Below are 12987 nucleotides of genomic sequence, written 5' to 3'. Positions count from 1 at the left end.
GTTGGCCGGCCGGCGTAGGGTGGATCACGCTTCATCGATCCACCGATCCACCGATCCACCGATCCACCGAGCGGACGCGGTGGGCGTAAAAAGCAACATCCACCCTACACGCTTCGTAGGGTGGGATTCAGCCCACCAGGGGGATCTGCAGAAGCTTCGCCCTCGATCAGGCCTCTTCGATCAGCCAGTCCAGGCGCCAGTTGCCATGGCTCTGCGCGAGTTGCTCGGCCAGCCAGGGCAGCAGTTCGCGCAGTTCCTCTTCCAGCCCCCAGGGCGGGTTGGCGATGGCCAGCCCGGAGCCGCTCAGACGGCCGGCATCGTCGGCCGGATGGACGAACAGTTCGGCACGCAGCAGCTTGGGCGCGCCGCAGCGGGCGAGGTCCTGGTAGAAGCGCTTGAGTTGGCGCTCGTCCTTGATCGGGTACCAGATCACCCCGATGGTCTGACGCATGCGCCCCAGCGCCTCCTTGAGGGCGGTGACGCAGCGGCTCAGCTCGTCGGCCTGCTCGAAGGGCGGGTCGATCAGCAGCACCACACGCTTCTCCCGTGTCGGCATCAGTGCCCGCGGCACGTGCCAGCCCTCGCCCAGGTGCACCGCGACGCGGCGGTCGCCGGCCATGTTGTCCTTGAGCAGGGCGCCATCCTCGGGGTGCTTCTCGTTGAGTTGCAGGCGATCCTGTTCGCGCGTCAACCGCCGTGCCAGCTCCGGCGAGCCGGGGTAGTAGCGCAGGGCGCCATCCGGATTGAGCGCCCGGATCACGCCGAGGTAATCGTCGAGTCGCGCCGGCCGCGGCTCGGCCTGCCAGATGCGCCCGATACCCTGCAGCCACTCGCCGGTGCGGCTGGCCTGGTCGCCCGCCAGGTCGTAGAGGCCGACGCCGGCATGGCTGTCGAGGTAGGCGAACGGCGCCTCCTTGCGCGACAGCAGGGCGAAGATCCGGCTCAGGACCAGGTGTTTGAGCACGTCGGCATGGTTGCCGGCATGGAAGGCGTGGCGGTAGTTCATGTGATCGCTCCTCGAGAGCCGCGCAGTTTACCCATGCCGCCCCGTCGCTGCAGAGCCATCATGACCAACGTCGTTTTCCCGCGCAGGCCACTGCGGCTACAGTGGCGCTTTCCCGACGACTGAACGGAGCTGCCCCATGGACCTGCGCGACCTGCTCGGCATCGAACTGCCCATCATCCAGGCGCCCATGGCGGGTGCGCAGAACCATGCGCTGGCGGCGGCGGCCTGCGAGGCCGGCGGGCTGGGCTCGATCCCCGCCGGGATGCTCGACGCCGAAGCGCTGGAGACCGAGCTGAGCGCCCTCGAGGCGCTGACCGAGAGGTCCTACAACGTCAATTTCTTCTGCCACCGGACGCCTGCCGCCGACCCGGCACGCATCGACGCCTGGCACCGGCTGCTGGCGCCGTTCTTCGCCGAATTCGAGGTCGATCCGGCCAGCATTCCCGGCGGCGCGACCCGCCAGCCGTTCGACGCGGCGATGGCCGAAGTGCTGGAGCGGCATCGACCAGCGGTGATCAGCTTCCATTTCGGCCTGCCGGAACCGCAGCTGCTGCGGCGGGCGCGGGCAACCGGAGCGAAGATTCTTTCCAGTGCGACCACAGTCGAGGAGGGGCTCTGGCTGCAGCAGCACGGCGTCGACGCGGTGATCGCCCAGGGGCTCGAAGCCGGGGGCCACCGCGGCATCTTCCTCGGCGAGGACCTGACCACCCAGCTCGGCACCTTCGCGCTGCTGCCGCAGCTGGTCGCCGCGCTCGACGTGCCGGTGATCGCCGCCGGCGGCATCGCCGATGCCCGGGGCGTGGCGGCGGCGCAGGCGCTGGGCGCCGCTGGCGTGCAGCTCGGCACCGCCTACCTGCTGTGCCCGGAAAGCCGCACCAACCCGCTCCACCGCGCCGCCCTGGGAAGCCCGCAGGCCGCGCATACCGCACTGACCACCCTGTTCAGCGGCCGCCCGGCACGCGGCATCGTCAACCGGCTGATGCGCGAGCTCGGCCCGCTGCCCGACGGCGTCCCGGCCTTTCCGCTGGCCGGCAACGCCATCGGCGCGCTACGGGCGAAAGCGGAAAGCCGCGGGCTGGATCACTGCACGCCGCTGTGGGCCGGGCAGAACGCCAGCGGCTGCCGGGAAATCCCCGCGGCCGAACTGACGCGCGAACTGGCCACTGGCTGGCGCGACTGATTCAGCCCGCCGAGCGCGCCAGCGGCGCCCGGGCCAGCGCCGCGAGATCGGCCGAGCCGGTGCAGAAGCAGACGATGCGCAACTGTTCGGTCAGCACACGGAAGTGCTCGATCACCGCCTCGCTGGAATCCAGCGCGCTTTCCAGCACGGCAGCGGCCTGGCCGACCAGGTTGGCACCGAGGGCGATCGCCTTGGCCGCATCGATGCCGTCGCGAACGCCGCCGGAGCCGATCAGCGTGGCCTGCGGACAGGCCCGGCGCACCGCCTGGATCGCCTCGGCCGTGGGAATGCCCCAGCCGGCGAACGCCTCGGCCACCGCGCGCTGCTGCGCATTGACCGCCCGTGCCGCTTCCACTGCCGCCCAGCTGGTGCCGCCGGCGCCAGCCACGTCGAGCACGCCGACGCCGGCCTCCAGCAGCCGCCGCGCCACGCCGGCTGAGAGCCCGGCGCCGACTTCCTTGGCCACCAGCGGCACTTCCAGCGTGCGCGCCAGCCGTTCGATGGCGTGCAGCACGCCGCGCCAGTCGCGGTCACCGCCCGGCTGCACGGCTTCCTGCAAGGGGTTGAGATGGATGATCAGTGCATCGGCCTCGATCATTTCCACCGCGCGCCGCGCCTCGTCGAGGCCGTAGCCGCGCACCAGCTGCGCCGCGCCGAGGTTGGCCAGCAGCGGCACGTCCGGCGCCAGCCGGCGCAGTTCACCGGTCAGGCCGTGGTTGGCCGCGCCGGACTCCAGCGCCACGCGCTGCGAGCCCACCGCCAGGGCGATGCGCAACTCCTGCGCGGCTTCGGCCAGGTGCCGGTTGATCGCCGCCGCGCGCCGGGCGCCGCCGGTCATCGAGCTGATCAGCAGCGGCGCGGCCAAGGGCCGGCCGAACAGCCGCGCCGAAAGGTCCACCGCATCCAGGTCCAGTTCCGGCAGGGCGCAGTGCTCGAAGCGCCACGCATCGAAGCCGCTCGCCAACGAGCGCCTACCGCGCGCCGGATCGAGGACGATGTCCAGGTGGTCGTTCTTGCGTGTGGTCAGCTCGCTCTCGGCCATGCTCGTACCCCTCTACTGCGCATGCCCGGCAGGATGCCAGAAGACGCGCGGTTTTATGCACTATCACCCGAATGTATGGAGCTAGGCAGCGGCGGCGCGGGCTCCTTAGACTCCAGCGCATAAAAACGGAGGCTGACCATGACCGAGACCCTGCTCTGCCCGCGCAATCTGGCGTTCGAACTCTATGAAGTGCTGGACGCCGAGGCCCTGACCCGCCGCGCGCGCTTCGCCGATCACAGCCGCGAAACCTTCGACGCCGCCCTGGGCACCGCGCGCAGCATCGCCGAGAAGTACTTCGCCCCGCACAACCGCACGTCCGACGAGCACGAGCCGGTCTACCGCAACGGCGAGGCGGTGCTGATCCCCGAGGTCAAGGCGGCGGTGGACGCCTTCATCGCCGCCGGTTTCCACAACGCCCCGCGCAGCTTCGAGGACGGCGGCATGCAGCTGCCCAACCTGCTGTCGCGGGCCTGCTTCGCGCATTTCCAGTCGGCCAACATCGCCACCAGTTCCTACCCGATGCTGAGCATGGGCGCCTCGCACCTGATCGAGACCTTCGGCAGCGACGAGCAGAAGCACCGTTTCCTGCAACCGATGCTCGAGGGGCGCTTCTTCGGCACCATGGCCCTCACCGAGCCACACGCCGGCTCGTCGCTGTCGGACATCCGCACCCGCGCCGAACCGGCCGGCGACGGCAGCTACCGCATCCGCGGCAACAAGATCTTCATCTCCGGCGGCGACCATTCGCTGTCGGAGAATATCGTGCACATGGTCCTGGCCAAGTTGCCGGACGCACCGCCCGGGGTGAAGGGCATCAGCCTGTTCATCGTGCCGAAGTTCCTGGTCGAGGACGACGGCAGCCTGGGCGAGCGCAACGACGTGCTGCTGGCCGGTCTGTTCCACAAGATGGGCTGGCGCGGCACCACCTCCACCGCGCTGAATTTCGGCGACCACGGCCAGTGCGTCGGCTACCTGGTGGGCGAGCCGCACAGGGGCCTGGCGTACATGTTCCAGATGATGAACGAGGCGCGCATCGGCGTCGGCATGGGCGCGATCATGCTCGGCTATGCCGGTTACCTGTACGCGCTGAACTACGCCCGCGAGCGCCCCCAGGGCCGCCTGCCGGATGGCAAGGACCCGGCCTCGCCCCAGGTGCCGATCATCGAGCACACCGACGTCAGGCGCATGCTGCTGACGCAGAAGGCCTATGTCGAAGGCGCCTTCGATCTCGGCCTCTACGCGGCGCGCCTGGTGGACGACCAGCACAGCGCCGAAAGCGAGGAGGAACGCCGCAACGCCGGCGAACTGCTCGACCTGCTCACGCCGATCGTCAAGTCCTGGCCCTCGGAGTTCTGCCTCAAGGCCAACGAACTGGCGATCCAGATTCTCGGCGGCCACGGCTACACCCGCGAATACCCGGTGGAGCAGTATTACCGCGACAACCGCCTGAATCCGATCCATGAAGGCACCCACGGCATCCAGGCGCTGGACCTGCTCGGCCGCAAGCTGATGCAGAACCAGGGCGCCGGCCTGCGCCAGCTGCTCGGGCTGATCCAGGCCAGCTGCCGGCGCGCCGCCGAACACGACGCGCTGAACGCCCTGCGCCAGCCGCTGGAACGGCACATCGCCCGCCTCACCGACGTGACCCAGGCGCTGCTCGGCGACCTCGCCGCCGGCAAGGTCGACCAGGCGCTGGCCAATTCGGCTTTGTATCTAAAAGTGTTCGGCCATGCGGTGATCGGCTGGCGCTGGCTGGAGCAGGCGCTGCGGGCCGAACGCGGGCTGGCCGAGGGCAACCCCGCCGACGCCGGTTTCTACCACGGCAAGCTGCAGGCCGCGCGCTACTTCCTGACCTGGGAAGTGCCTGGCTGCGCGCATGAGCTGGCGCTGCTGGAAAGTCGCGACGATACCTGCCTGAACATGCAGGACGCCTGGTTCTAGAGCCGTCCCCGTCACCGCTCATATGCCCCGCTACTGCGGGGCAGTTTTTTTGCGACCTGCCATCCCCTGGCGTTCGCCCTTCGGGCCGTCGCTGTGCGACGTCAAAAATGGCTCCCGGCCATTTTTTGACAGCCCGTCAAATCATCGGGTTAGAATCGCTGGCATATCCCGTGCATGAGCACGCGAGCAGCTTCCTAACGGAGATTCAATTTGGACGTCGGCAACATCAACCACCTGTTCTTGATCGGTGCCTTGTTGGTTGCGGCGAGCATCCTGATGAGTTCACTTTCGGCCAGGCTCGGCGTACCGATCCTGGTCATCTTCCTCGCCGTCGGCATGCTCGCCGGCGTCGACGGCATCGGCGGCATCGGCGGCATCGTCTTCGAGGATTACTCGCTCGCCTTCGTCATCAGCAACCTGGCGCTGGCGGTTATCCTGCTCGATGGCGGCATGCGCACCCGCGCCGCGACCTTCCGCGTGGCGCTCTGGCCGTCGATGTCGCTGGCCACGCTGGGCGTGGCCATCACCGCAGGCCTGACCGGCCTGGCGGCCACCTGGCTGTTCGACCTGCGCCTGCTCGAAGGGTTGCTGATCGGCGCCATCGTCGGCTCCACCGACGCGGCGGTGGTATTCAACCTGCTCAACGGCAAGGGCCTGAACGAGCGGGTCGGCGCGACCCTGGAAATCGAATCGGGCAGCAACGACCCGATGGCCATGTTCCTCACCGTCACCCTGATCGGCATGATCGCCTCGGGGCAGAGCGAGTTCAGCGGCTGGGCGTTTCTCCTCAGCCTGGTGCAGCAGTTCGGCATCGGCATCCTGCTCGGCGTGGTCGGCGGCTGGCTGCTGCTCAAGCTGATCAACCGCCTGTCCGTCGCCGACGGCCTGTATCCGCTGCTGGCGGTCGCCGGCGGCATCATGATCTACGGTATCGCCGGGGCCATCGGCGGCAGCGGCATCCTTTCGGTCTATGTCTGCGGGCTGGTGCTGGGCAACCAGCCGATCCGCAACCGCCACGGCATCCTGCACATGTTCGACGGCCTGGCCTGGCTCAGCCAGATCGGCATGTTTCTCGTGCTCGGCCTGCTGCTGACGCCCAGCGACCTCTGGCCCATCGCCGTACCGGCGCTGGCGCTGTCGCTGTGGATGATCTTCTTCGCCCGCCCGCTCTCGGTATTCATCGGCCTGCTGCCGTTCCGCGGCTTCCACCTGCGCGAACGCCTGTTCATTTCCTGGATCGGCCTGCGTGGCGCGGTACCGGTGATCCTCGCGGTGTTCCCGCTGGTAGCCGGGCTGGAGCATGCCCAGCTGTTCTTCAACGTGGCGTTTTTCATCGTACTGGTATCGCTGCTGCTGCAGGGCACGACCCTGAACTGGGCGGCGAAGAAGGCCAAGGTGGAAGTACCGCCCTCGCCCTCGCCGATTTCCCGCGCCGGCCTGCAGATTCACGCCACCAGCCAGTGGGAGCTGTTCATCTACCGCCTGGGGGCCGGCAAATGGTGCATCGGTGCCGCACTGCGCGAGCTGAAGATGCCACCCGGCACCCGGATCGCCGCCCTGTTCCGCGGCCACGAGCTGCTGCATCCCTCCGGCAGCACGCGCCTGCAGGCCAACGACATCCTCTGCGTCATCGGCCACGACGAGGACCTGCCGGCACTCGGCAAGCTGTTCAGCCAGGCGCCCAAGCGTGGCCAGGACCTGCGTTTCTTCGGTGACTTCATTCTCGAAGCCGATGCCGAGCTGGGCGCGATCGCCGCGCTCTACGGGCTCAAGCTGGACGGCATCGACGGCAACCAGCCACTCGGCCCGTTCGTCGCCCAGCACGTCGGCGGACGGCCGGTGGTGGGCGACCAGTTCGAATGGAACGGGCTGACCTGGACCGTCGCGCAGATGGAGGGCAGCGAGGTGCGCAAGGTCGGCCTGAAATTCCCCGAGGGCGAGAAGCCCGGCCCGCAATTGATGTTTTGACCCTGGCCGCGTGTAGCCCGATCTACGGGCTCGCACGGATCGGTGCCAAACCGTAGACTCCGCATTCCGTCTGCCTTCGCGTACCGATCGTTTCATGCCTGCTCTACGCACCCTCCTGCTCTATAGCCTTCTCTTCCTTCTCGCCCCTGCGCTAGCGCAGGCGCAGCCGCTGGACAGCCTCGTCGGCAACGCCGCCGGTTCCGCCGAGGGCGAGGCCAAGCCAGCCCAGCCGAGCCAGATCGAACAGACGCAGAAACTGCTGGAGCAGACCGAAACCGCCCAGCAGCAACTCGCCGCGCTGAAGAAGCAACTGGCGGACGCGCCCAGGGAAATCGGCGAAGCCCAGCGCGACCTCACCCGCCTCAAGGCTCGCCCGGCCGAGGATCCGGCCAGCCGCTACGCCGCGCAGAGCGTGACGGCTCTGGAACAGCGCCTGGCGGCCCGCCTGGAGGAACTGGGCGAGTGGCAGAAGCAGTACACGTCCGCCAACAGCATGATCATCGCCGCACAAACCCGCCCCGAGCGGGCCCAGGCACAGATCAGCAACAACCAGGGCCGCATCCAGGAAATCAACGGCCTGCTCAAGAGCGGGCGCGAAGCGGGCAAGCCGATCAGCGACGAGCGCCGCGCCCTGCTCAGCGCCGAAATCACGCTGCTCACTGCGCAAATCGAGCTGCGTCGCCAGGAACTGGCCGGCAACAGCCTGCTGCAGGATCTCGGCAAGAGCCGCCGCGACCTGCTGGCCGAGCGTATCACCCGTGCCGAACAGGAAACCCAGGCGCTGCAGGCGCTGATCAACGAGAAGCGCCGCGCGGCCTCCGAGCAGACCGTCGCCGAGCTCTCGGCACGCGCCCAGCAGGCCGGTTCCGATACCCTGCTGGCCGCCGAAAGCGCCGAAAATCTCAAGCTTTCCGATTACCTGCTGCGGCTGACCGAGCGCCTGAACATGCTCAACCAGCAGAACCTGCAGACCCGCCAGCAGCTCGACACCCTCAACCAGACCGGCCAGGCGCTGGAAGAACAGATTGCCGTACTGGAAGGCAGCCTGCTGCTGTCGCGCATCCTCTACCAGCAGCAGCAGGCGCTGCCGCAACTGCAACTGGACAAGAACCTGGCCGACGAGATCGCCGACATCCGCCTGTACCAGTTCGAGCTCAACCAGCGCCGTGACCAGTACGGCACGCCCGAGGCCTATGTCGACCGCCTGTTGCTCAGCCAGCCCAGCGAAGAAGCCACGCCGCAACTGCGCAGGGCCCTGCTGGAACTGGCCTCCACCCGCAGCGAACTGCTCGACCGGCTCAACCGCGACCTCAACGCCCTGCTCAACGAAGCCATCACCCTGCAGCTCAACCAGAAGCAGTTGCAGGACAATGCCCGCGCCCTCAGCGAAACCCTCGACGAGCAGATGTTCTGGATTCCCAGCAACAAGCCGCTCGACCTCGGCTGGTTCAAGACCGCCCCGCTGCTGCTGGAACGGCAGCTCAGCACCCTGCCCTGGGCCTCGGCACTGCAGGGTCTGGGCGCCGGCCTCGGCGAGCGGCCGCTGTTCTTCCTGCCGCTGCTGCTGGTGATCGCCGTGCTGCTGTGGCGGCGCCCGGCGATCAACGCCAAGCTGGACGCGCTGAGCAAGGACATCGGCCATTTCCGTAACGATAGCCAGCTGCACACACCGCTGGCGCTGTTGCTGAACCTGTTGCTGGCGCTGCCCGGCGCGCTGGCACTGGCATTGTGCGGCTACCTGTTGCAGATGGACGCCCGCGGCCAGAACTTCGGCCTGGGCACCGCCTTCTACCAGATGGCCCAGGGCTGGCTGGTGTTCTACACCGCCTACCGCATGCTCTCTCCGGGACGGGTGGCGGAACTGCATTTCCGCTGGGCCCATCCGCAGGTGACCTTCCTGCGCAACGAGATCCGCCGCCTCGGGCTGATCGTGCTCGCGCTGGTGGTGGTGGTCAGCATCGCCGAGCAGCGTCCGGCCAACCTGGCGGACGACGTGCTGGGGCTCGTCGTCGTCCTGGCCTGCTACGCGCTGATGAGCTGGCGCATGACGCGCATCCTGCTCAAGGGACCGTCCAGCGACAACGCGCCACCGAGCCGCCTGCTGCTGGGCATGCTGTTCAGCATGCTGCCGCTGGCGCTGATCGTGGTGGTCGGCATGGGCTACTACTACACCGCGCTGAAGCTCACCGATCGGCTGATCGACACCCTCTACCTGCTGATGATCTGGGTCGCCCTGGAAGCCACCCTGGTGCGCTCATTGACCATCGCCGCGCGGCGCCTCGCCTACCAGCGAGCGGTGGCCAAGCGTCAGGCCGCCGAGGAGGCCGGCAACGCCGACATGGCGGAAAGCATCGAGGAGCCGGGCCTGGATATCGAGCAGGTGAACCAGCAATCGCTGCGCCTGACCCGGCTGGCCACCTTCGCCCTGTTCCTGGTCGCGCTGTACTGGGTGTGGTCGGACCTGATCTCGGTCGTCTCGTATCTGGATAACGTGGCCCTCTACGAATTCACCAGCGGCAGCGGCGACGCCCTGACCACCTCGACCATCAGCCTGAACGACCTGATCGGCGCGCTGGCGATCATCGGCATCACCCTGGTGCTGGCCCGCAACCTGCCCGGCCTGCTGGAGGTCGCGGTGCTTTCGCGCCTGCGCCTGGCACCGGGCAGCGCCTACGCCACCGGCACCCTGCTCTCCTATACCCTGGTCGGCACCGGCATCGTCTCCACCCTGTCGACCCTCGGCGTCAGCTGGGACAAGCTGCAGTGGCTGGTCGCGGCGCTGTCGGTGGGCCTCGGCTTCGGCCTGCAGGAAATCTTCGCCAACTTCGTCTCCGGCCTGATCATCCTGTTCGAGAAACCCGTGCGCATCGGCGACGTCGTCACCATCGGCAACCTGTCCGGCACGGTCAGCCGGATTCGCATCCGCGCCACCACCATCACCGACTTCGACCACAAGGAAATCATCGTCCCGAACAAGACGTTCGTGACCGACCAGTTGCTCAACTGGTCGCTGAGCGACACCGTGACGCGGGTGACCATCCGCATCGGCGTCGAGTTCGGTTCCGACCTGGAAAGCGTCCGGGAGCTGCTGTTCAAGGCGGCCCGGGAGAACCCGCGGGTGCTCAAGGAACCGGAGCCCCAGGTATTCTTCCTCAGCTTCGGCGAGAGCCGACTGGAACACGAACTGCGCCTGCACGTGCGCGACCTGGGCGATCGCAACCCGGTGATCGACGAGATCAATCGGCGTCTGGACCGTGAATTCCGCGAGGCCGGCATCGTCGTCGCCTTCCGTCAGCTCGACGTGCACCTGAAGAACCGCAACGGCCAGCAGCTACAGCTGAACGCCACGCCGGACGCCGATGATCGTCCCTGAGACCCCGTGAACGGGTTCCGAGGAACACGCGGCCCCGCCGCGGCCTCCAATGCCCTGAACAGATGCCCGGCCCGTGTCGGGCCATCCTGCCCGCGAACCGCACCGGAGCCGTCGTGAAAACCCTCACCCAGCTGACCTTCGACAATCGCTTCGCCCGCCTCGGCGACACCTTTTCCACCGCGGTGTCGCCGCAGCCGCTGAGCGCGCCGCGCCTGGTGGTGGCCAGCGAGGCGGCGATGGCGCTGCTCGACCTGGACCCGGCCGAGGCCGAGCAGGCGCTGTTCGCCGAACTGTTCTGCGGACACAAGACCTGGTCCACCGCCGAGCCGCGGGCGATGGTCTATTCCGGCCACCAGTTCGGCAGCTACAACCCGCAACTGGGCGATGGCCGCGGCCTGCTCCTCGGCGAGGTGATCAACGACGCCGGCGAGCACTGGGACCTGCACCTCAAGGGCGCCGGCAAGACGCCCTATTCGCGCATGGGCGACGGCCGCGCCGTGCTGCGCTCGTCGATCCGCGAGTTCCTCGCCAGCGAACACCTGCACGCGCTGGGCATTCCCAGTTCGCGCGCCTTGTGCGTGGTCGGCTCGGACACCCCGGTGTACCGCGAGCGCCAGGAGCGCGGCGCCATGCTGCTGCGCCTGGCGCCCAGCCACGTGCGCTTCGGTCACTTCGAATTCTTCTACTACACCCGCCAGCACGCCGAGCTGAAGCAGTTGCTCGACCACGTCGCCGAGGCGCATTTCCCCGAGCTGCTGGAACATCCCGAGCCCTACCACGCGCTGTTCCGCCAGGTGCTCGAGCGCACCGCCGCGCTGATCGCACGCTGGCAGGCCTACGGCTTCTGCCACGGGGTGATGAACACCGACAACATGTCGATCCTCGGCATCACCTTCGACTTCGGCCCCTACGCCTTCCTCGACGATTTCGACGCGCGCTTCATCTGCAACCACTCCGACGACAGCGGTCGCTATTCCTTCGAGAACCAGGTGCCCATCGCCCACTGGAACCTCGCCGCGCTGGCGCAGGCGCTGACGCCCTTCGTCGACGTGAAGGTGCTGCGCGAAACCATGGCGCTGTTCCTGCCGCTGTACCAGGCCGAGTGGCTGGACCTGATGCGCCGGCGCCTGGGCTTCAGCCAGGCCGAGGATGGCGACGAGCCCCTGGTGCAGCGCCTGCTGCAGTTGATGCAGGACAGCGCGGTGGATTACACCAACTTCTTCCGTGAACTCAGCGAACGGACGCCCGACCAGGCCCTGCCGCGCCTGCGCGAGGATTTCGTCGATATCAAGGGGTTCGACGCCTGGGCCGAGGATTACCGGGCGCGAACCACCCGCGAAGGCGGCAACCCGGCCGAGCGCCAGGTACGCATGCAGGCGGTGAACCCGAAATTCATTCTGCGCAACTACCTGGCCCAGCAGGCCATCGAGGCGGCGGAACAGGGCGACTATGGCCCGGTGCGCGAACTGCACGCGGTACTTTCGCGCCCCTTCGACGAACAGCCCGGTATGCAGCGCTACGCCGAACGCCCACCGGAGTGGGGCAAGCACCTGGAGATCAGTTGTTCGTCCTGACTGCGCAACATCTTGCACACCCCTGATGTGGATAAACCTGTTGATAGATAGCTGCAAGCCAGACAGTTCGGGCTCTCGGAGCACCTGCGCAACTTCTTGCACAGGGGTGCGCAAGAAGTTGCACAACTTTCTGTGCGCCGGATCACAAACGACTTTCGGCAGGTTCTGGGTACTTACACAATCTATTGATTAATAAGTATTTTCTGTTTCTGGCACGGCGCTTGTACTGAGAAGCTCGCCATTCGGCATTCATTCCAGACAAGGAGAGCACCCATGCCAACACCCGCGTACCTGTCCCTCGAAGGCACCAAGCAAGGCCTGATCACCGCCGGCACCTTCACCGAGGACTCTGTGGGTAACATCTTCCAGGAAGGCCACGAAGACCAGATCCTGGTACAGGCCTTCCAGCACCAGGTCATCATCCCGCGTGACCCGCAATCCGGCCAGCCGACCGGCCAGCGCGTGCACAAGCCGCTGATGATCACCAAGGTCTTCGACAAGTCCTCGCCGCTGATCTTCAACGCCCTGACCTCCGGCGAGCGCCTGAACAAATGCCGCCTGGAGTGGTACCGCACCTCGTCCACCGGCACCCAGGAGCACTACTTCACCGTCGAGCTGGAAGATGCGGTGATCGTCGACGTGCAGTCGCGCATGCCCAATTGCCAGGACCCGAACATGTCCCACTTCACCCACCTGGAAGACGTGCACTTCACCTACCGCAAGATCATCTGGACCCACGAGGTCTCCGGCACCTCCGGTTCCGACGACTGGCGCACCCCGATCGTCGGCTGATCCGCCGCGGTCCACTTCGGCCGGGCGTTGCCTGGCCGAAGGCTTTTTGCGAAGCAGTAGACAGAAAACCAACCTGCCGTTGCGCAATGCGGACCCAGCGCATCACAGAGC

At 67.2% G+C, this 12987-nt stretch carries 8 protein-coding genes; 6 read left to right on the top strand and 2 right to left on the bottom strand.

What is annotated here, in order from left to right; translation table 11 throughout:
* Positions 1-166: 166 nt before the first annotated feature.
* Positions 167-1006 (bottom strand): 23S rRNA (adenine(2030)-N(6))-methyltransferase RlmJ, encoded by an 840-nt coding sequence (locus tag IN820_RS21995; RefSeq protein WP_193683019.1) that lies wholly within the window; start codon positions 1004-1006, stop codon positions 167-169.
* A 136-nt stretch (positions 1007-1142) separates the two neighbouring features.
* Here IN820_RS21995 and IN820_RS21990 point away from each other — a divergent pair, with 136 nt between their 5' ends.
* On the top strand, positions 1143-2186 hold the full coding sequence (locus tag IN820_RS21990; RefSeq protein WP_193683018.1) for an NAD(P)H-dependent flavin oxidoreductase: 1044 nt from the start codon (positions 1143-1145) through the stop codon (positions 2184-2186).
* A gap of 1 nt (position 2187) precedes the next feature.
* Here IN820_RS21990 and fni read toward each other — a convergent pair whose 3' ends face one another.
* The gene (gene fni / locus IN820_RS21985; RefSeq protein ID WP_193683017.1) at positions 2188-3228 is read right to left on the bottom strand and encodes a type 2 isopentenyl-diphosphate Delta-isomerase; all 1041 of its coding nucleotides are present in this window, start codon (positions 3226-3228) and stop codon (positions 2188-2190) included.
* Positions 3229-3366: 138 nt separating this feature from the next.
* Between fni and IN820_RS21980 the strand changes: the two genes are divergently transcribed.
* The 5 genes from IN820_RS21980 to IN820_RS21960 all read left to right on the top strand — a co-directional run bounded on the left by IN820_RS21980 (position 3367) and on the right by IN820_RS21960 (position 12876).
* Positions 3367-5169, top strand: a complete 1803-nt coding sequence (locus IN820_RS21980; protein ID WP_193683016.1) for an acyl-CoA dehydrogenase — start codon at positions 3367-3369, stop codon at positions 5167-5169.
* A 210-nt stretch (positions 5170-5379) separates the two neighbouring features.
* Positions 5380-7137 carry a potassium/proton antiporter gene (locus IN820_RS21975; protein WP_193683015.1) on the top strand — a complete coding sequence of 586 codons (1758 nt, stop codon included), beginning with the start codon at positions 5380-5382 and terminating at the stop codon, positions 7135-7137.
* Between the two features lie 94 nt (positions 7138-7231).
* A complete protein-coding gene (gene mscK, locus IN820_RS21970) occupies positions 7232-10510 on the top strand; it encodes a mechanosensitive channel MscK (protein WP_193683014.1) in 3279 nt (1092 codons plus the stop codon).
* A 113-nt stretch (positions 10511-10623) separates the two neighbouring features.
* A complete protein-coding gene (selO, locus tag IN820_RS21965; protein ID WP_193683013.1) occupies positions 10624-12084 on the top strand; it encodes a protein adenylyltransferase SelO in 1461 nt (486 codons plus the stop codon).
* Positions 12085-12357: 273 nt separating this feature from the next.
* Positions 12358-12876 (top strand): Hcp family type VI secretion system effector, encoded by a 519-nt coding sequence (locus IN820_RS21960; protein ID WP_193679041.1) that lies wholly within the window; start codon positions 12358-12360, stop codon positions 12874-12876.
* Positions 12877-12987 lie beyond the last annotated feature (111 nt).

Source organism: Pseudomonas lopnurensis (genome assembly GCF_015070855.1).
Classification (GTDB): domain Bacteria; phylum Pseudomonadota; class Gammaproteobacteria; order Pseudomonadales; family Pseudomonadaceae; genus Stutzerimonas; species Stutzerimonas lopnurensis.
Note: the sequence above shows the minus strand (reverse complement) of the source record. Positions and strands in the feature narration are given on the sequence as shown.

Coding starts and splice junctions, on each gene's coding strand:
- fni (WP_193683017.1), bottom strand. CDS start 3,228: ATGGCCGAGAGCGAGCTGACCACACGCAAGAACGACCACCTGGACATC.
- IN820_RS21980 (WP_193683016.1), top strand. CDS start 3,367: ATGACCGAGACCCTGCTCTGCCCGCGCAATCTGGCGTTCGAACTCTAT.
- IN820_RS21990 (WP_193683018.1), top strand. CDS start 1,143: ATGGACCTGCGCGACCTGCTCGGCATCGAACTGCCCATCATCCAGGCG.
- mscK (WP_193683014.1), top strand. CDS start 7,232: ATGCCTGCTCTACGCACCCTCCTGCTCTATAGCCTTCTCTTCCTTCTC.
- IN820_RS21995 (WP_193683019.1), bottom strand. CDS start 1,006: ATGAACTACCGCCACGCCTTCCATGCCGGCAACCATGCCGACGTGCTC.
- IN820_RS21960 (WP_193679041.1), top strand. CDS start 12,358: ATGCCAACACCCGCGTACCTGTCCCTCGAAGGCACCAAGCAAGGCCTG.